Here is a 20,802-nt window from a genome sequence, read left to right as displayed (position 1 = left end):
CTGCTTTCTATTTAATCAGCGCCAATACTTCGCGGAAACGCGGATGCTTGCAATCGCGCAACCATTCGAAGGCCAGCATTTCCACCGTCACCAGATGGGCGCCCAGCTTGCCCAGGCGGGCCAGCGCCGCGTCGCGGCTGGCGGCCTGGCGCGAGCCGACGGCGTCGATGGCGATGATGACCTCGTACCCCAGTTCCAGCAAGCCGATGGCCGTCTGCAGCATGCACACATGGGCTTCGCAACCCGTGATGACGATTTGTTTGCGTCCAGGCGGCAGGATGGCCTGCAGTCCGTCGGCACAGGCGCCGAAATGCGTCTTGTGCAAGGTCCGTTCGCACAGGGCGGCGATCTCTTCCACGTTCGGCCCCAGCCCCTGGCGGTTCTGTTCCGTGCCCAGCACGGGCACGTCGAGCAGTCGGGCGATCTTCGCCAGGCGCAGGTTTTGCGCCAGCACGAGGCCGGCATCGTGGATGGCCGGCATCAAGCGACCTTGCAGGTCGACAATGACCAGTACGGCCTGGTTCGCATCCATCAGCATGGCGTTCTCCTCATTAGTATGTGGCGACAGTGTAGCGCGCCGCAGTTTGCTCAAGTTGGCCAGCTGGGCACGGCTGTTTCGCCCATCAGGTAGCCATGATTCAAATCGACGGCGGCACGCAAGTAGTTCCACAGGGCGCTGACCCTGGCAATATTGCGCCGCTCGCTGGGCGAAATCATCCAGAAGGCGCGCAGCAGGTCGATCTCGCCATCGAGCACGGGCACCAGTTCGTTCGACTGCTGGGCCACGAAGCAGGGCAGGATGGCCAGCGCCTGGCCCGCGCGCGCCGCGTGATACTGGGCGATCACGCTGGTGCTGCGAAACGCGCGCAGGGAATCGGGCGCCACGTTGTCCATGTAGCGCAGCTCCGAACTGAAGACCAGGTCGTCCACGTAGCCGATGATGGGGTGCTGCGCCAGTTGGGCCACGCTGGTGATCGGCGCGTGGCGCGCCAGGTAGGCGGGCGTGGCATACAGTTTCAGGCGGTAGTCGGACAGCTTCGTCACCACGTAGGGGCCGGACTGGGGGCGTTCGACGGAAATGGCCACGTCCGCCTCGCGCTTGGACAGGCTGACAAAGCGGGGCACGGCGATCAGGTCCACGCTGATGTGCGGGTATCGCCCGCAGAACTGCGCCAGGTGGGGCGCCAGCACGATGGCGCCGAAGCCTTCCGTGGCGCCCAGGCGCACCTGGCCTGACAACAGGCGGTTGTGCTCGCCCAATTCCTCGGTGGCGGCGAACACCGTGCTTTCCATGGTTTCCGCGTATTCCATCAGGCGGTGGCCTTCGGGCGTCAGCTGGTAGCCCACGTAGTTGCGGTCGAACAGCTGCGTGCCCACCTGCTCCTCGAACTTGCGCATGCGCCGCGACACGGTGGAATGGTCGATGCCCAGCTTTTTCGCCGCATCGACGAGGCCGGCGCTGCGCGTCAGTTCCAGGAAGACCCGTACATTGTCCCAATCGAGCATGGCAAACCCCCTCTGTGCATTTTTGCAAAGGAATTATGCATTAATTTCACTTGAGTGCATATTTTTACACATGCAGAATGCATCTAAACATATAAGAAAACCCATTCACCTGGAGACACGCATGAAAAAAACCGTTCTGGCCATGGGCGCGCTGGCGCTCACCCTTTCCTTTGGCGGCGCGCACGCGCAAATTTCCGATGGCGTCGTCAAGGTCGGCATCCTGACCGACATGTCCGGCCCGTATTCGGCCATGGGCGGGCGCGGCTCCGTCGTCGCCAGCCAGATGGCCGTCGAGGATTGCCTGAAGGCCGAATGCAAGGGCATGAAGATCGAAATCCTCTCGGCCGACCATTTGAACAAGGCCGACATCGCCGCCTCCAAGGCGCGCGAATGGATAGACCGCGACAAGGTCGACGCCATCGCCGACCTGACCAATTCCTCGGTCGCTCTGTCCGTGCAAAAGCTGATGAAAGAGAAGGGCGGCATCGCCATGTTCAGCGGCCCGGCCACGGGGCGCCTGACCAATGAAGACTGCTCGCCGAACGGCTTCCACTGGATGTTCGACACGTATTCGCAGGCAGCCGGCACGGCGGCGGCGCTGACCAAGCTGGGACAGAAATCCTGGTACTTCGTCACCGTCGATTACGCGTTCGGCCATTCGCTGGAAAAGGACGCCAGCGATGTCGTCAAGCGCAATGGCGGCACCGTCGTGGGCGCCGTGCGCCATCCCCTCAACGCGTCCGATTTCTCGTCCTTCCTGGTGCAGGCGCAAGGCTCGAAAGCGCAGGTGATCGGCCTGGCCAATGGCGGCGCCGACACGGTATCGGCCATCAAGCAGGCGCGCGAATTCCGCATCGGCAGCGGCAAGGACCAGCGCCTGGCCGCCTTGCTGGTGTTCCTCTCGGACGTGCATGCGCTGGGACTGGATACGGCCCAGGGCCTCGTCTACGCGGACGGTTTTTACTGGGATTACGATGAGCGCAGCCGCGCGTTTGCGAAACGCTTCGAGGCGCTCAACAAGGGCGCCAAGCCGACCATGGTGCAGGCGGGCGTGTATTCCAGCGTCTACCACTACCTGAAGTCGGTGGCGGCCGCGAAGAGCGACGACTCGAAAATCGTCGCCGAAAAAATGCGCCAGCTGCCCATCAAGGATTCCGTGATGAACAACGCCTCGATCCGCCCCGATGGCCGCGTGATCCACGACATGTACCTGGTGCAGGTGAAGACCCCGGCCGAATCGAAAGGCGCGTGGGATTACCTGAAAGTGCTGTCCACCATCCCCGCCGACCAGGCGTTCAAGCCGATGGATGCTGCGGCGTGCAATCTGGTCAAGAAGTAATCAACGAACACCTTACGGAGCATCACATGAACCAAGCCCTCACCCACGCAGTCACCCCGGTCCCTGCCATCCCCCTGCACATCGGCGGCAAGCACCATGCGTCAAGCAGCAGCGAATGGCGCGACGTCGTCAACCCGGCCACGCAGGAAATCGTCGCCAAGGTGCCGTTTTCCACGCCGGACGAAGTCAACCTGGCCGTCGCCACGGCCAGGGAAGCGTTCAAGACCTGGCGCAATACCCCGCTGGCCGCGCGCATGCGCATCATGCTCAAGTACCAGCATCTGATCCGCGAAAACATCGGGGCCTTGGCCGAACTGATCACGCGCGAACACGGCAAGACCCTACCCGACGCGGAAGGGGAAGTCATGCGCGGCCTGGAAGTGGTGGAGCACGCGTGTTCGATCGCCACCCTGCAGCTGGGCGAGATTGCGGAAAATGCGGCCACCGGCGTCGATGTCTACAATATCTACCAGCCGCTGGGCGTGGGCGCCGGCATCACGGCGTTCAATTTTCCCGTCATGCTGCCGTGCTTCATGTTCCCGATCGCTATCGCCTGCGGCAATACGTTTGTGCTGAAACCGTCGGAACAGGACCCGTCCTCGACCATGTACCTGGTCGAGCTGATGTACCAGGCGGGCTTGCCGGCCGGCGTCCTGAACGTCGTGCACGGCGGCGCCGACGTCGTCAACATGCTGTGCGACCATCCCGACATCAAGGCCGTGTCCTTCATCGGCTCCACCCATGTGGGCACGCATGTGTACCGCCGCGCCAGCGAATCGGGCAAGCGCGCGCAATCGATGATGGGCGCGAAAAACCATTGCGTGGTGCTGGCCGACGCCAACAAGGAGCAGGCGATCAATAACCTGATCGGCGCGGCCTTCGGTGCGGCTGGCCAGCGCTGCATGGCCAATTCCGTGGTGGTGCTGGTGGGCGAGGCGCGCTCCTGGCTGCCGGAAATCGTCGCCCGCTCGCAGGCGCTGAAAGTGGGGCCGGGCAGCGACCGCGATGCCGACCTGGGACCGATGGTTTCCAAGGCGGCCATGCAGCGCGCGGAAAAGCTGATCCAGGCAGGCGTGGACGAAGGCGCGCAGTTGCTGCTCGACGGCCGCGGCCACAAGGTGGCAGGCTATGAGGGCGGCAACTTCATGGGCCCGACGATTTTCTCCAAGGTCCAGGCATCGAACTCCGTCTACACGCAGGAAATCTTCGGCCCCGCCATGTGCGTGGTCGAAACGGACACGCTGGACCAGGCCATCGCCTTCATCAACGCCAACCCGAACGGCAACGGCACCTCGATCTTCACCTCGTCCGGCTGGGCCGGGCGCAAATTCCAGAACGAGATCGATGTGGGGCAGGTGGGCATCAACGTGGCTATTCCCGTGCCCGTCGCGTATTTCAGTTTTACGGGGTCGCGCGCGTCGAAGCTGGGCGATCTGGGCCCGAACGGCAAGCAGGCGCTGTACTTCTGGACGCAGACCAAGACCGTCACGGCGCGCTGGTTCGCCCCGGACGACGGCGGCAGCGGCGTCAATACCACCATTGCGATGAAATAAGGGGAAGGCCATGGGCACCAATATCGTTTTCATCGGCCTGGGCAATATGGGCTTGCCCATGGCGCAGAACCTCGTGCGGGCCGGCCATGCGGTGACGGGCTTCGATTTGCTGCCGGCCAGCGTGCGGCAGTTTGCCGACGGCGGCGGCCTCGTGTCCGATGACCAGGCGGCGGCGATCGGCCAGGCCGATATCGTCATCACCATGCTGCCGGCCAGCCGCCATGTGCTGGGGGCCTACCTTGGGGACGCGGGTATTTTGGCGCAGGCGCGGCCCGGCACCCTGCTGATCGATTGTTCGACGATTTCCACCGAGGCGGCGCGCCAGGTGGGCCGCGCGGCGCAGGAGAGGGGCATGCCGATGCTGGACGCGCCCGTTTCGGGCGGTACGGCGGGCGCCACCAACGGCACGCTGACTTTCATGGTGGGCGGCGAAGAATCCGCGCTGGCGGCGGCGCGGCCCTACCTGGACGTCATGGGCAAGGCCATCTTTCACGCGGGCGGCTCCGGTTGCGGCCAGACGGTCAAGATATGCAACAACATGCTGCTGGGGATACTCATGATCGGCACCAGCGAAGCCATACGCCTGGGCGTGGCCAATGGCCTCGATCCCAAGGTGGTGTCCGACGTGATGGCGAAAAGCTCGGGCCGCAACTGGACCCTGGACGTCTACAACCCGTGTCCGGGCGTGGCCGAGAATGTGCCCGCGTCGCGCGGCTACACGGGCGGCTTTGGCGTCGACCTGATGCTGAAAGACCTGGGGCTGGCCGTGGAAAGCGCGCTGGCCAGCGGCGCTTCGGTGCCGCTGGGCGCCTTGTCGCGCAATCTATATAGTTTGCACAGCAAGGCGGGATCGGGCGCGCTGGATTTCTCCAGCATTTATCAGCTGCTGGGCGATAAAGTTTAAGGTTGCTGCGCCTGCAGGGTGGCCAGTTCCGCCCTGGCTTTTTCCAGCTTGCCTTCCAGCTTGGCGATCTTCTTCGGTTCCTTGTTGGCTTCCTGGGCCAGGCGCAGCGAGCGCTCCGTCTGGTTCACCTTCGCCTGCGCCTTGACGATCTTCTTGTTGTGGCGTTCGACCAGGGTACTGTCGCGGCAGTGGGCGTTGACTTCGTCGAGCGCGCGCGTGAGGCCCGCGACCTTGTCGGACAGGCCCTGTTCCTGCGCCTGGCGCAATTCGCTGCGGATGCTTTCGCGCTTGGCGGCGCAGCCGGCCAGCTGGGTGTCGGCGGCGCTGGCGCCCACGGAGGCTGCGGCGAGCAGCAGGGTCAAGGCGGTTGTGGCGAGGCGGTTCATGGCGTTCCTGTGTAAGTGGTGGGCTCGTGCAATGTAAGCCTGCCGGCTTGCCCTGTCAAACTTCTTGTGCAGTGCGCGCCTGTCTGGCGTGGCATCGGCTACCATGCGTGTTTTCTTCTTCCCGACACCGCCGCATGCCCAAGAAATTCCTCTTGCTGATTCCTTTCCTGCTGCCGTTGCCGCTCCTGGCCCAGACCTCGCCCACCTTGCTCGACCTGCAGCTGCTCGCCATCAAGGCGAGGGCTGATGCGGCTAGCCATAGCCCGGAAAGCATCGCCGAGTTTGAGCAGGCACGGCGCGCGGCCGAAGCGGGCGACGTGGAGGCGCAGCTGGACCTGGCGCGCATGCTGCAGCTGGGCGTCGGCACGCCGCAAGATACGGCGCAGTCGATGGCCTGGATACGCAAGTCGGCCGAAGGCGGCTATGCGCCGGCACAGTCGGCTTTTGGGGTGGCCTATACCTTGGGCGGCAAGGTGCCCATCGACCGCGTGCAGGGCGAATACTGGCTGCGCAAGGGCGCGGCGCAGGGCAATGCAGAGGCGCAAACCATCCTGGCGCTGGAATTCATCGATGGCGACAGCAGCGCCGAAGAGCAGGCGCTGGCCATCACCTGGCTGAAGGCGGCGGCGAACGAGCAGCACTTCGTGCCCGCCTACAATGCGCTGGGCGAGCACCTGATGCGCGCAGCCGTCGATGAACAGGATCGCGCCGAGGCTTTCCACTGGTATTCCAGATCGGCGCGTGAAAAGGAGCCGGCCGGCATGCGCAACCTGGCCCGCGCGCACGAGCTGGGCCTCGGCGTGGCGCAGTCGGACAAGTGGGCCCTGGTCTGGTACGAGCGGGCGGGGTGGAGCGGCGACGTGCCCGCGATGCGGCGCATGATCGATGTGTATGTCAAAGGCGAACTGGGACAGGCTGCGAATGCCGAAGACGCGGCCGAATGGCGCGGCAAGCTGGCCGAGAAGGAAAAGAAATGAAGACCATGCTGTTTGTATTGAGCCTGGCCCTGGCGCAGCCCGTGCTGGCGCAGCCGGCGTCCACCAAGGAACCGCGCCAGCATCCGGCGCTGGCCGAATTCGATATGTCCGGCCTCGACGACATGCGCGCAAGGGTGCGGGCCGTGATCGACCGTCCGGCCGACCTGTCGCCGGACAAGGTGGCCGCCTTCGGGAAGGCGCGCCTGGCTGCGGAAGGAGGAGATACGGCCTCCCAGCTGGAGCTGGCGCAGATGCTGCACGGCGGCGAAGGCACGCCGCGCGACGTCGACGCCGGCCTGGCGTGGATGCGGAAATCGGCCGAAGGCGGCTATGGTCCGGCGCAGGCTTTCCTCGGCGTGGCCTACACGCTGGGGCAGGGCATGGCCATCGACCGCAAGCTGGGCGAATACTGGTCGCGCAAGGGCGCCGCGCAAGGCGTGGAGCTGGCCAACTTCACGCTGGCCATGCACTTTGAAAATATCCACAGCAGCCCGGCAGAACAGGCGCATGCGCTGCACTGGCTGAAGTTCTATGCCGAAAACGGCTTTATCTATGCCTACAATGAAATCGGCTACCGCCTGATGATGACGGCCGAGGACGAGGCGCAGCGCAAGGAAGCGTTCACCTGGTACATGAAGGCGGCCAAGGCGCTCGACCCGCCCGGCTTGAATAATGTCGCGTACTCGTATGAAGTGGGGCAGGGCGTGCCGCAGAGCGACGAGGCGGCCCTGGGCTGGTATGAAATGGCCGCCATCGCCAAAAGTCCGCCGGGGCAGACGGGTTTTGCGCGGCTGCTGGAACAGGGCCGTGGCGGCCCCACCCGGCAAGGGCCGGCGCCCAAGCCTTTCGCGCTGTACCTGTTGGCGGCGAAGCAGGGCGACGCGGAAGCCATCGAACGACTGATCAAGGTGTACGATAAGGGCGAGCTGGAACAGGCGGCCGACCCGGCGCAGGCGGCACTGTGGCGCGAAAAGCTCAGGCTGGCCAAGACTCCCTGAGCGGGCATGACGGAGTCAGGACGGCATGCTATCATCATTGTTATCGATAACAATATCATGAGAGACCCATGAATCCCGATTTCCGCTCCAAGGCGACGCTTGAAAAGCATATCCTGCACACGATGAATTTTTATCACCCGCGCGCTGTTGACCCGAGCGGCGGCTTCTATCACTTCTTCCTCGATGACGGCACGGTGTATGACGCCAGCACGCGCCACCTGGTCAGCAGCACGCGCTTCATCTTCAATTACGCCATGGCATACCGCCACTTCGGCGGCGACGATTACCAGGCGGCCCTGCGCCACGGCGTGGCCTTTTTGCGCGACGTGCACCGCGACCCGGCCACGGGCGGCTATGCCTGGCAACTGTCGTGGAAGGATGGCGTCAAGCAGGTCGAAGATGGCGCCAACCACTGCTACGGCCTGGCCTTCGTGCTGCTGGCCTATGCCCACGCCTTGCAGGCGGGCGTGCCGGAAGCACGTGCGTATCTGGACGAAACGTTTGAGCTGATGGAGCAGCGCTTCTGGCTGCCCGAACACGGCCTGTATGCGGACGTGGCCAGCGCCGACTGGTCCACCCTGGACGGCTACCGGGGCCAGAACGCCAACATGCACGCCTGCGAAGCCATGCTGGCAGCGTTCGAGGCGACGGGCGAAGCGAGATATCTGCACCGCGCCGAAACCCTGGCGCACAACATCACGGTCCGTCAGGCGGGTCTGGCGAACGGCATGATCTGGGAACACTACACGCCCGACTGGTCGATCGACTGGGACTACAACCTGCACGACAAGAGCAATATCTTCCGTCCGTGGGGTTACCAGCCTGGCCACTTCACGGAATGGGCCAAGCTGCTGCTGATCATGGAGCGCCACAGCCGGTTCATGGCCGGCCCGTCCGACTGGCTGCTGCCGCGCGCGCGCGCGCTGTACGACATGGCCCTGGCCAAGGCATGGGATGGCGCGCATGGCGGCATCCACTACGGTTTCGGCCCGCAGGACGAGATCTGCGATGGCGACAAATACTTCTGGGTGCAGGCGGAAAGCTTCGCCGCCGCCGCCGTGCTGGCCGCCCGCACCGGGGACGAGGCCTACTGGCAAAGCTATGACAAGATCTGGGACTACAGCTGGACGCATTTCGTCGACCATGAACACGGCGCCTGGTACCGCATTTTGACGCCGGAAAACGGCAAGATCAGCAACGAGAAAAGCCCGGCCGGCAAGACCGATTACCACACCATGGGCGCCTGCTATGAAGTGCTGAACGTGATTGGCGGTGCCGCATGAGCGCCACCGCTTTTCCCTCTTTCCCCGCTTTTGTGTCGGCCGGCGAAGCGTTGACGGACATGCTGCGCACGGGCGCGGACTCCTGGAACAGCCAGGTGGGCGGCTCGACCTGGAACGTGGCGCGCGTGATGGCGCGCCTGGGCGTGCCCAGCGCCTTTGCGGGCGGCGTCAGCCTCGACGTCTTCGGCGACGCTCTGGCGCAGGCGACCGACGTGGCGGGCCTGGACATGCGTTTTTTGCAGCGCCATGCGAAGTCGCCGCTGCTGGCCATCGTGCATGAACTGCATCCGCCTACCTATTACTTCATCGGCGACGACAGCGCCGACCTGCATTTCGACGCATCGCTCCTGCCGGCCGGCTGGATGCAGGGGGCGCAATGGGTGCATTTCGGCGGCATCAGCCTGGCGCGCGAACCGCTGGCGGGCAAGCTGGTGGCGCTGGCGCAGGAGCTCAAGGCGGCTGGCGTGAAGATCAGCTACGACCCGAACTTCCGCATCATGATGGATGAACGCTATGACGCCACCCTGCGCCGCATGACGCAGCTGGCCGACGTGATCAAGGTGTCCGATGAAGACCTGGCGGGCCTGTTCCGCCATGACGACATCGATGGCGCGTTTGCCATGCTGCGCAGCTGGAATCCGCAAGCCACGTATTTGTATACGCGCGGCGCGCAGGGTGCGGCGCTGTACCAGGGCGAACAAACATGGCAGGCGGCACCGCCCGTCATCGAGGTGGTCGATTCGGTGGGGGCGGGCGACGCCAGCATCGGCGGCTTGCTGTACAGCCTGATGTACCGGCCCGATGCCAATGGCGGCCAGCACTTGCGTTTTGCCGTCGCGGCGGGCGCGGGCGCCTGCCTGGCGGCTGGTGGCTCGCCGCCCTCCGTGGAACTGGTGGAATCGCTGGCGGCGCGCACGGTGCTGCGCTAGCAGTACCAGCCCGGCGGTAAATGCCGGAGTCAGGCCCGGCGGGTCTGACCCCGCGTAACGGGTCCCGTCGACGCCCGCTCCATCAAGGTAAACGCCATCAAATGATGCGTGGCGGTGGCCGGTTCCCCCGCGCGGCGCTGGCGGATTTCGTCGATGACGAGATTGACGGCGGCGCGCGCCATGTCGGCGATGGGCTGGTGGATGGTGGTCAGCTCGGGCCAGACGGTGGTGGCGACGGGCGTGTCGTCGAAGCCGCACACGCTCAATTCCGCCGGCACCTGCAGGCCCATGCCGTGCACCACGGCCAGGGTGGCGGCGGCCATGTCGTCGTTGCTGGCGAAGATGGCGCTCGGGTGCGGTTTCTGCGCCAGCAGCCGGCGCGCCGCGTCGAGTCCCGAGCGATACGTAAAATAGCCTTGCGCCACCCTGTGCGGCGGCACCTGCAAGCCGGCTTCCCGCATGGCGTCCTCGAAGGCCTGGCGGCGCAGCAGGGCGGGTGTATGCGCCGGATCGCCTTCGATGAAGCCGATGTCGCGATGGCCCAGCGCGAGCAGGTGGCGCGTCATGGCCAGCGCGCCTTCGTAGTCGTCGATGCGCACGGCCGAGACGCCGGGCGAGGGGCGCGCCGTGGCCACGGCGATGGCCGGGATACCCATCCGGTTCAGTTGCGCCAGCACTTCCGGCGAATCGCACAGGGGCGGCGGCACGAGGATGCCATCCACGCCGGCCGCCACCAGGCAATCGATGCCGGCGCGCTGGCTGTCCAGGTCTTCGCAGCGTTCCAGCAGCAACTGGCCGCCGCCCTGGCGGCATTGATCCATGGCGCCAACTAAAAATTCGCTGAGGAAGGCTGCGCTCGGATTGCTGTACAACAGGCCGATGCGCAGGGTGCCCGTGCGGGCCGCCCTGGCCGCCAGGTTGGGCTGATAGCGCAGGCTGGCGATCGCCGCCTCGACCTTGTCGCGCGTGGCCGAGCTGACGCTGCTGCGTCCATTGATCACGCGCGATACCGTCATGGCCGATACGCCGGCCACGCGCGCCACGTCATGCACGGTGGCGCCGCTGGCGGTATCGGGGGCGGCGTGCGCCGCCTTATTCGAGGTGGCCACCGAACTTCAGCTTGCCGCTGATGCGCATGCCGTGCAATTGGCCTTCTTCCAGTTCGGCGGCGCTGGTGCGCTGCGCCGTGTCGCGCCGCGCCAGTCCCACGGACAGGATATCGAGCATCATCAGCTGCAGCAGACGCACGATCATGGGCACGAAATTGAGATTGCCTTCCGGGTGGTTCAAGGTCAGCAGCACGTCGGCCAGCCTGGCCAGCGGCGAACCGCTGGCCGTGATCGCCAGCACGCGCGCGCCGCAGCCCTGCGCCACCTTGACGGTGCGCAGCAGGTCGGGCAGGGCGCCCGAACGGGAAATGACCAGCGCCACGTCGCCCGGTTTCAGCATGGCGGCGCTCATTTCCTGCGCCTGCGGATCGGCAAAGAAGCTGCTGACGATGCCCAGGTTGAGCAGCTTGTGCTGCATGTCGTCGGCCACCACGCGGGCGCTGCCCACGGCCAGCAGCTCCACGCGCTGCGCGCCGCGCAGCAGTTCGATGGCGGCCGTCAGCGCCTTCACGTCGAGCATGTCGCGCAGGGCCAGCGCGGCCGAGGCGTTATTGCCCAACACCTTGCGCGCCAGTTCGGCGTCGGAGTCCGAGATCTCCACGTGGCAGTGGGCTACCGTAATGGCGCCGCCCGTCAGGCCGGACGCCAGCTTCAATTTGAAGTCGGCCAGGCCCTGCACGCCGATCGAGCGGCAAAAGCGCATCACGGTTGGCTGGCTCACGCCGACCCTCTGGGCGATTTCCGCGATCGGCAGGGTCAGCATGGCGTTCGGCTCCTTCAGCACCCAGTCGGCCACCTTGCATTCCGAGGGGCTCATGCGCCCGCGCGCCTGGCGCACGGATTCGAGCACGGGCGCGCCGGAATGGGCGCGCTTGAGCTTTTGCGCCAGGATGGCGGCGATACCGAGGAACGTCGGCAGTTCGGCCGTGATCAGAAAGGTGGGGATCTGCGCCAGGTAGTCGTTCAGGCGGCCCTTTTGCTCGAAGCGGGCGCGGAACTGCGACTGCTCGAACAGGGGGCCCAGGCGCGGCACGATGCCCCCGCCTATATAGATGCCGCCCAGCGCGCCCAGGGTCATGGCCACGTTGCCGGCGATGGAGCCGAGGATGGCGCAGAAACAGTCCACCGCTTCAAGGCACACTTCGCATTCATTGTTCAGGGCGCGGCTGGTGATTTCGGCTGCCAGCAGCGGCAGCGCGTCGGGCTTGCCGGCGCGTTCGGACAGGGCACGGTAGATCAGTTCCAGGCCGCGCCCGGAAGCGAGGCGTTCGGCCGAGACGTGCGACAGTTCGCGCCAGGCGAAGGACAGCACGTCCATCTCGCGCTGGTCGCAGGGCGCGAAGCTGACGTGGCCCCCTTCGCTGCCCAGCGCGATCCAGCGGTCTTCTGCGGGGATCATGCCCGACACGCCCAGGCCCGTGCCCGAACCGAGCAGGCCGATGACGCTGTCGGCGCGCGCCATGCCGCCGCCGATCTGCAGGCGCTGGTCGGGCCGCAGATAGGGCAGGGCCATGGCCAGCGCCGTGAAGTCATTCACCACCAGCAGGGTGTCGAGGCCCAGCGTGGCGCGCATGGCCTCGATCGAGAAGAACCAGTGATGGTTCATCATGCGGATAGTGTCGTCGTCGATGGGATTGGCGATGGCGATGGCCGCATGGCGCACGCGGGCCGAACCGGCGGCGCGCGCCTCGCTGCTATCCATATACGCGGTGATGGCGTCGAGCAGCGAAGCGTAGTCGTCGCAGGGCAGCACGGCCACCGCTTCCAGGTGGCCCTGGCGCGTCTCAAGCACGAAACGGGCATTGGTGCCGCCGATGTCGGCCAGCAGGCGCGGCCCTTCACTGAATCGCTCCGCCGGATCGCTGCCTGCTACTTCCATTTTTTCATCAATTTTCATGGCGGTGCCTAGTCTCGTTTGCGTGCGCTGTCATGGCGGCGCACTGTCGTTATGGCAAAAACCAAGGATTTTAATTCGTATACGTGCCGCGTGCCGAAAAATGCGGGGCACCCGCGCAAATGCTTGCACGCAGCGCCGGAAACGGGCGGCGCCAGCTGAAAAATCAGGGCGGTCAACCGGCAAATCCCTGCGCAAATAAAGTGTCGCAGAGTAGTCGTAGGATTACAACATAATATGTTGATATTTGTTCGTAGTATAGTTACTATGTCCCTGCTGGAAAGAATTCTGGCCAGTACATTCGGCCACGAATGACTAGATAAAAAATAAATTACTGAGGAGACTTACCATGCTGCATCGCACCATGTTGAAGGCCGTGTTGAAGACACTGCCAGCTGCCATCGTCTTGGCCATCGCCAGCGGTTCCGCTGCCGCCGACCCAATGTACCCATCCGACTCCGAAGGCTTCCACGGCTACCTGCGCGCTGGCGCCGGCAGCAATACGTCGAGCGACGGCGGTTCGCAAGGCTGCTTCGGCCTGGGTGGCAATACCATGAAATATCGTCTGGGCAATGAGTGCGACGCCTACACGGAATTCGGCTACACCAAGTCTGTTGCCAAGTCCGGCGGCGTGAACTACCTGGCCACCATCTGGGTCAACGCCTACGCGCCAAACTCGGATTTCGGCGACAACAAACTGGGCATCGTCAAGGCCTATGTCGAAGCGCAGGGACTCGATTTCCTGAACGGCGGCACGGCTTGGGTCGGCAAGCGTTTCTACTACCGTCCTGACATCCACATGCTGGATCTGCAATACATCAACATGAACGGCACCGGCGCCGGCCTGGACCGCATTCCTGTTGGCCCGGGTAAATTCTCGTATGCCTTCTTCAAGGACAACGACATCAATGCCCGCGATAAGAACACTGGCGCCATCACCGGCACCCGTTCCGCCGTGCGCCAGAACTTCATCTACGGCGAAATTCCCGTCAATGAAAATGGCACCCTGGACCTGGCCGCGACCATCATCACGGCCGAAGGCAAGGACAACGACATCTACGGCCCGAAACATAACGGCTGGCAACTGTCGGCATTCCACCGTCAAGGCAAAGTCTTCGGCGGCGGCAACACCTTCGGCGTGCAGTACGGCGTCGGCCCTGGTGTTGGCGGTGACGGCAACGGACAGTTCGGCGCCTCGGGCAGCACTTCCTACGGTTCTGACCGCAAGCGCACGCGCGTCTTCAATGACATGGCGATCCAGCCGATGGAAAACTTCGGCATGGAATTCGTCGCCCTGTGGCAAAAAGACGAATCGACCGCCGCCGGTTCCTCGACCTGGACCTCGGTCGGCGTGCGTCCTGTGTACGCATTCACCAACAACTTCAAGCTGGTGGGCGAACTGGGCACGGACCGCGTGACGCAATCGGGCGGCCAGCCAGCCAAGCGCCTGACCAAGCTGACCATCGCACCGACGATCTCGGCCGGCCCTGGCCTGTGGTCGCGTCCTGAACTGCGCGCTTTCGTGACGTACGGCAAATGGAACGATGCGGCCACCGCCTCGGTCAACGCGTCGAACAACGGCGGCCCGATCTATAACAACAACACCAGCGGCACGTCGTATGGTTTCCAGGTGGAAACCTGGTTCTAAGTTGGCAGGCGTTGTAAGTCTAAATCAACCTGGCGCATCCTTCGCGGATGCGTTTTTGGCGCCGTCCCGTGATATAAATGCAATGTAGTCGTTCATGGATCACGGCGCCGTCTTTTCACTGAAGATGATGCCCGTTTGCAAGCGGGTCTGAGCACAAGAGCGCCGGTACAGGCGCAGATTTCACCTTTTTCGGCCCCCGTATGCCGAAGCCCCCTAAAAGCTTGATCAAAAAAGGAATGTGGAGATGAAACTGAAATTCAAGATTACCCAACTGGCCGCGTTGACCACCCTGGCATTTGCCGGCAACGCCTTTGCGACCGACGTGGAAGTGTTGCACTACTGGACCTCCGGCGGCGAAGCGAAGTCCGTGGGCCAGTTGCAGCAAATCGTGAAAGAAAGCGGCTTCGGCTGGAAAGATTTCGCCGTGGCCGGTGGCGCTGGCGAAAACGCCGCGACCGCGCTGAAAACCCGCGTCATTTCCGGCAATCCGCCAACGGCTGCCCAGCTCAAGGGCCCATCGATCCAGGAATGGGGCGCAGAAGGCGTGCTGGCGAATATCGATGATGCCGCCATTCCAGGCAAATGGGATGCCGTGCTGCCGAAAGTCGTCGCCGACATCATGAAATACAAGGGCCACTACGTCGCCGCTCCCGTCAACGTCCACCGCGTCAACTGGATGTGGGTCAATCCGGAAGTGCTGAAAAAAGCCGGCGTGGCCACCACCCCGACCACCTGGGATGCGTTCTTCGACGCGGCCGAGAAAATCAAGAAATCGGGCGGCATCGCGATCGCCCACGGCGGCCAGCCTTGGCAGGACGCCACCGTGTTTGAATCCGTCGCGCTGGGCGTAGGCGGCACGGAATTCTACAAAAAGGCCATCCTCAAGCTGGACCAGAAGGAATTGACCGGCCCGACCATGCTCAAGGTGTTCGACACCCTGGGCAAGGTGAAAACCTACATCGACAAGGATGCGGCAGGCCGCGACTGGAACCTGGCCACCGCCATGGTCATCAACAACAAGGCCGGCTTCCAGTTCATGGGCGACTGGGCCAAGGGCGAGTTCACGGCCGCAGGCAAGGTGCCGGGCAAGGACTACCTGTGCGTGGCAGCTCCTGGCACGGACAAGGCCTACACCTTCAATATCGATTCGTTTGCCATGTTCACGCAAAAGGATGCGAATGCGAAGAAGGGGCAGATCGCCCTGGCCAACGCCATCATGAATCCGAAGTTCCAGTCGATCTTCAACCTGAACAAGGGTTCCATCCCTGTGCGTTCCGGCGTTTCCAAGGACAAGTTTGACGCTTGCGCCCTGAAATCGATGGAAGACATGGACGCCACCAACAAGACCGGCGGCCTGGTGCCATCGTTCGCCCACGGCATGGCGCTGCCATCGGCCACGCAAGGCGCCGTGACCGACGTCATCGCCAAGTTCATGAACACCAACATGAGCTCGAAAGACGCGGTTGCAGCATTGGCCAAAGCGGCAAAAGTGAAGTAATCACGACGGCGCCGGCACTCCCGCCGGCGCCCGCTGCATCGCATGCATCGCAGGCGTCCGCCCTGGCGCTCGACCAGGCCGGCGCCACACGCAGTTCTACTTCTACGGCTGTCCTATGTCCATACGCAAGCAATTCGACCGATGGATACCGCAGATGGTGTTGGGCCCCACGCTCATCGCCAGCTTGGTATTCGTCTATGGTTTTATCTTTTTGACCGGTTGGCTGTCGCTGACCGAATCGCGGCTGATGCCGAACTACGAGTTCGCCGGCCTGGTGCAATACTACGAGCTGTTCGATAATGAGCGCTGGTGGACCTCGCTCAAGAACCTCGGCATCTTTGGTGTCCTGTTCATCGGTTGCAGCATCGCCATCGGCCTGTTCCTGGCCATCCTGCTGGACCAGAAAATCCGCGCCGAAGGCGCGCTGCGCGCCATCTACCTGTATCCGATGGCGCTGTCCTTCATCGTCACCGGTACGGCCTGGAAATGGATGCTCAATCCCAGCCTGGGCCTGGAAAAGGTCATGCACGACTGGGGCTGGACCTCGTTTACCTTCGACTGGCTGGTGAACTCCGACATGGCCATCTACACGGTGGTGATCGCCGGCGTGTGGCAGTCGTCGGGCTTTGTCATGGCCCTGTTCCTGGCCGGCCTGCGCGGCATCGATGATGAAATCATCAAGGCGGCGCAAGTCGATGGCGCGTCCCTGCCGACGATCTACTGGCGCATCGTGATTCCCGCCATGCGTCCCGTGTTCTTCAGCGTGCTGCTGATCCTCGCGCATATCGCGATCAAGAGCTTCGACCTGGTCATCGCATTGACGGCTGGCGGACCTGGCAATTCGTCGTCCGTGCCGGCCATCTTCATGTACCAGTTTTCCTTCACCCGCGGCCAGCTGGGCCTGGGCTCGGCATCGGCAATGATGATGCTGGCCACCATCGTGGCCGTGCTCGTGCCGCTGATGTACCTGGAAACGCGCAGCGCAAAGGCGATGAGATGACACCTACCCGCAATAATCGCCTCACCCTCGGACGGGTTGTGGTATACCTGCTGCTGATTCTGTTTGCGGTGTACTACATCGTGCCCCTGTACGTGACCCTGTCGACGTCGTTCAAGTCGCTCGACGAGATCCGCAGCGGCAATCTGCTGGCCTTGCCGCACGTGTGGCAGTTCGATTCCTGGTCCAAGGCCTGGTCCTCGGCCTGCACGGGCGTCACCTGCGACGGCATGCAGCCGTTCTTCTGGAACTCGATCAAGATGGTGATTCCCGCCGTGCTGATCTCGACCTTCCTGGGCGCCTTCAACGGCTATGTGTTCGCGCACTGGCGCTTCCGCGGTTCGGAAATCCTGTTTGCCGCCTTGCTGGTGGGCTGCTTCATTCCGTTCCAGGTGGTGATCCTGCCGATGGCGCGCCTGCTGGGCGAATTCGGCCTGGCCAATACGACTACCGGCCTGGTCTTTGTCCACGTGGTGTATGGCACGGCGTTCACGACCCTGTTCTTCCGTAACTACTATATCGGCGTGCCGGAAGAATTGATCAAGGCGGCGCGCATCGACGGCGCCGGCTTCTTCCTGATCTTCCGCAAGATCGTGCTGCCGATTTCGGGTCCGATTTTCGTCGTCTGCATCATCTGGCAATTCACGCAGATCTGGAACGACTTCCTGTTCGGCATCGTCTTCGCCAGCGGCGATTCGCAGCCGATCACGGTGGGCTTGAACAACCTGGTCAACACGTCCACGGGCGTGAAGGAATACAACGTCAACATGGCGGCCGCGGTGATTGCCGCGCTGCCGACCCTGCTGGTCTATCTGGTCGCAGGCCGTTATTTTGTGCGCGGTCTGACCGCAGGCGCAGTCAAAGGTTAAGGAAAGAATATGTCCAGTTTATCGATACGCAGCATCCGCAAGGTGTACACGAATGGCGTCGAAGTCCTCAAGGGCATCGACATCGAGATCAAGGATGGCCAATTCCTGATCCTCGTCGGCGGCTCCGGCTCCGGCAAGTCGACCTTGCTCAACATGGTGGCCGGCCTGGAAAGCGTCACGTCGGGCGAAATCCTCATCGACGGCAAGGTCGTCAACGACCTGCCGCCGAAGGACCGCGACATCGCCATGGTGTTCCAGTCCTACGCGCTGTACCCGTCGATGACGGTGCGCGAAAACATCGCGTTTGGCTTGAACGTGAAAAAAGTGCCGAAGGCGGAGCAGGAAGAAATCGTCGCCCGCGTCGCCGAAACCCTGCAGATCACGCATTTGCTCGACCGTCGTCCGGCGCAGCTGTCGGGCGGACAGCGCCAGAGGGTCGCCATGGGCCGCGCCATTTCGCGCAAGCCGTCGCTGTTCCTGTTCGACGAACCGCTGTCGAACCTGGACGCCAAGCTGCGCGTGGAAATGCGCGCCGAGATCAAGCTGCTGCACCAGCGCCTGAAGGCCACCATCGTCTACGTCACGCATGACCAGATCGAAGCGATGACCATGGGCGACCTGATCGCCGTTATGAAGGATGGGGTAGTGCAGCAGCTGGGCACGCCGCAGGAAATCTACGACAATCCGGCCAACCTGTTCGTGGCCGGTTTCATCGGTTCGCCATCGATGAACTTCATCACCGTCAAGCCTGTCATCGAAGGCAACGAGGTGTTTGTCGCCATCGAGAACGCGGGCAAGAGCATGCGCCTGGCCTTGCCGTTCGCGGCCGACAAACTGCGCAGCTATGCGGGCCGCGACGTGATCCTGGGCGTGCGCCCGGAGCAGATCACGGACATGAGCAGCGCGCACGGCGACGTGGGCCAGGAACTCGGTTGCCTGATCGACCTGGTCGAGCCGACCGGCCCGGATACCTTGCTGACGACGCGCCTGAACGGCGCCGCCGTGACTTGCCGCACGCACCCGCGCGAAGCCGTGCTGCCAGGACAGACCATGCAGCTGTCGTTCAACCTGTCGAAAGCGGCCCTGTTCGATCCGGCCAACGGCGAGCGCATCGCCTAAGCGTCGTTATCCATGAAAACGGCCCGCCTGTCAGCTGACAGGCGGGCCGTTGTCGTTTGCGCCGCGCTTATTTCGCCAGAGATTTCTTGTACGCGATGGAATAGCTGAGCTTGCCCGTTGGCGTGACCAGGTCGTCCAGCGCCGCCTGGCTGAAGACGCCAGTCCAGCCCAGGGTTTGCGCCGTCACGCCGCGGCTGACGATATCATTCGCTTTCAGGCCGGCCATCGCCGTCGATGCGCTCTTGATGGTGGCCATGTAGCTGGCGGCGTCGCGTGTATCCGTCTTGGCCAGGTCGATGCCGGCCTGTGTGCGCAGCCAGTCTGCCCAGTAGAATTCGAGGAATTCCGTGGCTGTCGACGGCACCACGTAGCCGGCGTCGCGCGTGAAGTAGACGAGCGAGCGGTACGGGTCGTTGCCCAGCGACTTCAAGCCGATGGACGCGGGCAGCTGGCTGGTGGCGATCGCCTTGTTGCTGCCGTCTTTCAGCCAGACCTTGTTGACCTTTTTCATCTGCGCCCAGAAATCGTATTCATTGAGCTTGCTGAAATTGTCCGTCACCTTGACCCACACTTTCAGCTGCAGGTTCTGGCCATTGTCGGCGTCGCGGAAGGCGGAAAACGTATGGTGGCCGTCCGTCAGGTACAGGGTGCCGTTCGGGCCGATGACGACGGTCTTCATGTCGCCCGGCTTGGTGCCCACGGCAGCCTTGCACTGGAACGTCGACGGTGGATTGGTCAGGGTGGCGCCGGCCACGTTGGCCGTCTTGCTTACCACGTCGTCCTGGCCGTTGGCTTCGCACAGTTCGGCGAATTTCTTCGGCTTGTTGGTCTTGGCCATGACCAGGTCTTCCGCGCCATAGCGGCCCAGCTTGTAGTACACCTGGTCGTAGCCGATGGCCGGTTGCGTGGGGTGCAGTTCGTCGAGCGACACTTGCAGGAAGACGGGCGCTGCATCGGTGCCGGCAGCCGTGGCTGCCAGGACTTGCTGGCGCGCGCTGAGCACGGGCGGCGTTTCCAGCACGCTCTTGCCGGTGGCGAGCGGCGCGCCGCCATCGGTGATCTGCGCGACGATGCTGCCGCTGGCGTTGACGATATCGATATCCGTACCGTTCTGCTTTACCTGCAGGTTGTCGAGCAGGACGTCTGCCGGGTCCTTGCTGTTCGGCGTCAGGGGGCCATTGACGAAATCATAGCTGGCCGCCATGCCCAGGGTTTGCAGGGGCGCCGCCAGGGCCGTGCCCAGCTGCGTCTGCGCCGTTTGCAGGCGTGCCGCATCAATGGCGGCCAGGCTGGCGGGGGATGCGCTCGACGGGATGCTGCCCAGCAGTTGCATGGCGATGACGGAGGTGAGCGGCGTCAGGTTGACGGCGCTTTCCTTCAGCGACAGTGCGTACAGCGTGGTGCCGCCTGCCGGCGTGACGGAGACGAGGAAGGGCGCCTTCGCCGTGGCGGCCAGGGTGATGGCCGCTTTGCCGTTCGCGTCCGTGGTGCCGCTGCCGACGGCATTCTTGCCGGCGTCGAGCACGGTGACGGAGGCATTCGCCACGGCCTTGCCGGTGGCCACTACCACGTTCAGGATGCGTGCGGGGGCGACGGGCTCCACCGGGGCGACGGGCGCCGTGCTGGTATCGCGGTAGTCGTTGCCGCCGCAGGCGGCCAGGCTGGCGCCCAGCGCGAAGGCGATGGCAATGGATAAGGTGCTGCGGCGGATATTGTGCTTGTACATGGTGTCCCGTGATGTCGGCCTGAAAAGTGCCGACATGCTAGCGGGCGCAGATGTCAGGATGATGACA

The 20,802-nt window shown here is 63.7% G+C and carries 18 protein-coding genes; 12 read left to right on the top strand and 6 right to left on the bottom strand.

The annotated features are described in order from the left end of the window. Positions 1 to 7 precede the first annotated feature (7 nt). Positions 8 to 538 (bottom strand): isochorismatase family protein, encoded by a 531-nt coding sequence (locus IGS58_RS16330; protein WP_230522045.1) that lies wholly within the window; start codon positions 536 to 538, stop codon positions 8 to 10. Between the two features lie 50 nt (positions 539 to 588). Beyond that, entirely contained in the window at positions 589 to 1,506 is a 918-nt protein-coding gene (locus IGS58_RS16325; protein WP_034788899.1) for a LysR family transcriptional regulator, read from the bottom strand. Positions 1,507 to 1,627: 121 nt separating this feature from the next. On the opposite strand from IGS58_RS16325, the gene IGS58_RS16320 reads away from it, so the two are divergent. The 3 genes from IGS58_RS16320 to mmsB are packed head-to-tail and all read left to right on the top strand — an operon-like array spanning position 1,628 to position 5,302. Beyond that, entirely contained in the window at positions 1,628 to 2,845 is a 1,218-nt protein-coding gene (locus tag IGS58_RS16320) for an ABC transporter substrate-binding protein (protein WP_070258944.1), read from the top strand. A gap of 26 nt (positions 2,846 to 2,871) precedes the next feature. After that, positions 2,872 to 4,398 carry a CoA-acylating methylmalonate-semialdehyde dehydrogenase gene (locus IGS58_RS16315; protein ID WP_230522044.1) on the top strand — a complete coding sequence of 509 codons (1,527 nt, stop codon included), beginning with the start codon at positions 2,872 to 2,874 and terminating at the stop codon, positions 4,396 to 4,398. Between the two features lie 10 nt (positions 4,399 to 4,408). Next, positions 4,409 to 5,302, top strand: coding sequence for a 3-hydroxyisobutyrate dehydrogenase (gene mmsB, locus IGS58_RS16310; protein WP_230522043.1), 894 nt, complete (start codon positions 4,409 to 4,411; stop codon positions 5,300 to 5,302). Here the strand turns inward: mmsB and IGS58_RS16305 are convergent. Then, positions 5,299 to 5,688, bottom strand: coding sequence for a DUF1090 family protein (locus IGS58_RS16305; RefSeq protein ID WP_230522042.1), 390 nt, complete (start codon positions 5,686 to 5,688; stop codon positions 5,299 to 5,301). The two genes, mmsB and IGS58_RS16305, sit on opposite strands and share 4 nt — an antisense overlap. A gap of 134 nt (positions 5,689 to 5,822) precedes the next feature. On the opposite strand from IGS58_RS16305, the gene IGS58_RS16300 reads away from it, so the two are divergent. The 4 genes from IGS58_RS16300 (at position 5,823) to IGS58_RS16285 (ending at position 9,875) form a co-directional block, all read left to right on the top strand. Further along, positions 5,823 to 6,665 (top strand): tetratricopeptide repeat protein, encoded by an 843-nt coding sequence (locus IGS58_RS16300; protein ID WP_230522041.1) that lies wholly within the window; start codon positions 5,823 to 5,825, stop codon positions 6,663 to 6,665. After that, positions 6,662 to 7,663, top strand: coding sequence for a tetratricopeptide repeat protein (locus IGS58_RS16295; protein ID WP_230522040.1), 1,002 nt, complete (start codon positions 6,662 to 6,664; stop codon positions 7,661 to 7,663). Before IGS58_RS16300 ends, IGS58_RS16295 begins: the two co-directional genes overlap by 4 nt. 68 nt (positions 7,664 to 7,731) lie before the next feature. Next, complete coding sequence (locus IGS58_RS16290) at positions 7,732 to 8,946, top strand: AGE family epimerase/isomerase (protein ID WP_230522039.1); 1,215 nt, start codon at positions 7,732 to 7,734, stop codon at positions 8,944 to 8,946. Next, positions 8,943 to 9,875 carry a carbohydrate kinase family protein gene (locus IGS58_RS16285; protein WP_070253666.1) on the top strand — a complete coding sequence of 311 codons (933 nt, stop codon included), beginning with the start codon at positions 8,943 to 8,945 and terminating at the stop codon, positions 9,873 to 9,875. The genes IGS58_RS16290 and IGS58_RS16285 overlap by 4 nt, the downstream gene beginning before the upstream one ends. Positions 9,876 to 9,904: 29 nt before the next feature. Here the strand turns inward: IGS58_RS16285 and IGS58_RS16280 are convergent, their stop codons facing one another. Together IGS58_RS16280 and IGS58_RS16275 are read right to left on the bottom strand one after the other, a co-directional pair. After that, complete coding sequence (locus tag IGS58_RS16280) at positions 9,905 to 10,984, bottom strand: LacI family DNA-binding transcriptional regulator (RefSeq protein WP_230522038.1); 1,080 nt, start codon at positions 10,982 to 10,984, stop codon at positions 9,905 to 9,907. After that, on the bottom strand, positions 10,968 to 12,881 hold the full coding sequence (locus IGS58_RS16275; protein ID WP_230522037.1) for a glucokinase: 1,914 nt from the start codon (positions 12,879 to 12,881) through the stop codon (positions 10,968 to 10,970). The genes IGS58_RS16280 and IGS58_RS16275 overlap by 17 nt, the downstream gene beginning before the upstream one ends. 346 nt (positions 12,882 to 13,227) lie before the next feature. On the opposite strand from IGS58_RS16275, the gene IGS58_RS16270 reads away from it, so the two are divergent. The 5 genes from IGS58_RS16270 to IGS58_RS16250 all read left to right on the top strand — a co-directional run bounded on the left by IGS58_RS16270 (position 13,228) and on the right by IGS58_RS16250 (position 19,009). After that, positions 13,228 to 14,526, top strand: coding sequence for a maltoporin (locus IGS58_RS16270; RefSeq protein WP_081345412.1), 1,299 nt, complete (start codon positions 13,228 to 13,230; stop codon positions 14,524 to 14,526). Between the two features lie 244 nt (positions 14,527 to 14,770). Continuing rightward, the gene (locus IGS58_RS16265) at positions 14,771 to 16,024 is read left to right on the top strand and encodes an ABC transporter substrate-binding protein (RefSeq protein WP_230522036.1); all 1,254 of its coding nucleotides are present in this window, start codon (positions 14,771 to 14,773) and stop codon (positions 16,022 to 16,024) included. 115 nt (positions 16,025 to 16,139) lie between these two features. Further along, positions 16,140 to 17,024 carry a carbohydrate ABC transporter permease gene (locus tag IGS58_RS16260; RefSeq protein WP_034777935.1) on the top strand — a complete coding sequence of 295 codons (885 nt, stop codon included), beginning with the start codon at positions 16,140 to 16,142 and terminating at the stop codon, positions 17,022 to 17,024. After that, entirely contained in the window at positions 17,021 to 17,890 is an 870-nt protein-coding gene (locus tag IGS58_RS16255; RefSeq protein ID WP_034777933.1) for a carbohydrate ABC transporter permease, read from the top strand. The genes IGS58_RS16260 and IGS58_RS16255 overlap by 4 nt, the downstream gene beginning before the upstream one ends. 9 nt (positions 17,891 to 17,899) lie before the next feature. Next, a complete protein-coding gene (locus IGS58_RS16250; protein WP_070253664.1) occupies positions 17,900 to 19,009 on the top strand; it encodes an ABC transporter ATP-binding protein in 1,110 nt (369 codons plus the stop codon). Positions 19,010 to 19,076: 67 nt separating this feature from the next. On the opposite strand, the gene IGS58_RS16245 is transcribed toward IGS58_RS16250, so the two are convergent. Then, positions 19,077 to 20,735, bottom strand: coding sequence for a ParB-like protein (locus tag IGS58_RS16245; RefSeq protein WP_230522035.1), 1,659 nt, complete (start codon positions 20,733 to 20,735; stop codon positions 19,077 to 19,079). Positions 20,736 to 20,802 lie beyond the last annotated feature (67 nt).

The sequence above is a fragment of the Janthinobacterium sp. EB271-G4-7A genome (assembly GCF_020858075.1).
GTDB lineage: Bacteria > Pseudomonadota > Gammaproteobacteria > Burkholderiales > Burkholderiaceae_D > Janthinobacterium > Janthinobacterium lividum.
The sequence above is the reverse complement of the archived record's forward strand: the minus strand, read 5'-3'. Positions and strand labels throughout refer to the sequence as shown.

What these genes read in the sequence shown, in the direction of transcription:
- IGS58_RS16320 (WP_070258944.1), top strand. Translation starts at nt 1,628, where the DNA reads ATGAAAAAAACCGTTCTGGCCATGGGCGCGCTGGCGCTCACCCTTTCC.
- IGS58_RS16325 (WP_034788899.1), bottom strand. Translation starts at nt 1,506, where the DNA reads ATGCTCGATTGGGACAATGTACGGGTCTTCCTGGAACTGACGCGCAGC.
- IGS58_RS16265 (WP_230522036.1), top strand. Translation starts at nt 14,771, where the DNA reads ATGAAACTGAAATTCAAGATTACCCAACTGGCCGCGTTGACCACCCTG.
- IGS58_RS16285 (WP_070253666.1), top strand. Translation starts at nt 8,943, where the DNA reads ATGAGCGCCACCGCTTTTCCCTCTTTCCCCGCTTTTGTGTCGGCCGGC.
- IGS58_RS16255 (WP_034777933.1), top strand. Translation starts at nt 17,021, where the DNA reads ATGACACCTACCCGCAATAATCGCCTCACCCTCGGACGGGTTGTGGTA.
- IGS58_RS16290 (WP_230522039.1), top strand. Translation starts at nt 7,732, where the DNA reads ATGAATCCCGATTTCCGCTCCAAGGCGACGCTTGAAAAGCATATCCTG.
- IGS58_RS16305 (WP_230522042.1), bottom strand. Translation starts at nt 5,688, where the DNA reads ATGAACCGCCTCGCCACAACCGCCTTGACCCTGCTGCTCGCCGCAGCC.
- mmsB (WP_230522043.1), top strand. Translation starts at nt 4,409, where the DNA reads ATGGGCACCAATATCGTTTTCATCGGCCTGGGCAATATGGGCTTGCCC.
- IGS58_RS16275 (WP_230522037.1), bottom strand. Translation starts at nt 12,881, where the DNA reads ATGAAAATTGATGAAAAAATGGAAGTAGCAGGCAGCGATCCGGCGGAG.
- IGS58_RS16315 (WP_230522044.1), top strand. Translation starts at nt 2,872, where the DNA reads ATGAACCAAGCCCTCACCCACGCAGTCACCCCGGTCCCTGCCATCCCC.
- IGS58_RS16330 (WP_230522045.1), bottom strand. Translation starts at nt 538, where the DNA reads ATGCTGATGGATGCGAACCAGGCCGTACTGGTCATTGTCGACCTGCAA.
- IGS58_RS16260 (WP_034777935.1), top strand. Translation starts at nt 16,140, where the DNA reads ATGTCCATACGCAAGCAATTCGACCGATGGATACCGCAGATGGTGTTG.
- IGS58_RS16295 (WP_230522040.1), top strand. Translation starts at nt 6,662, where the DNA reads ATGAAGACCATGCTGTTTGTATTGAGCCTGGCCCTGGCGCAGCCCGTG.
- IGS58_RS16270 (WP_081345412.1), top strand. Translation starts at nt 13,228, where the DNA reads ATGCTGCATCGCACCATGTTGAAGGCCGTGTTGAAGACACTGCCAGCT.
- IGS58_RS16245 (WP_230522035.1), bottom strand. Translation starts at nt 20,735, where the DNA reads ATGTACAAGCACAATATCCGCCGCAGCACCTTATCCATTGCCATCGCC.
- IGS58_RS16300 (WP_230522041.1), top strand. Translation starts at nt 5,823, where the DNA reads ATGCCCAAGAAATTCCTCTTGCTGATTCCTTTCCTGCTGCCGTTGCCG.
- IGS58_RS16250 (WP_070253664.1), top strand. Translation starts at nt 17,900, where the DNA reads ATGTCCAGTTTATCGATACGCAGCATCCGCAAGGTGTACACGAATGGC.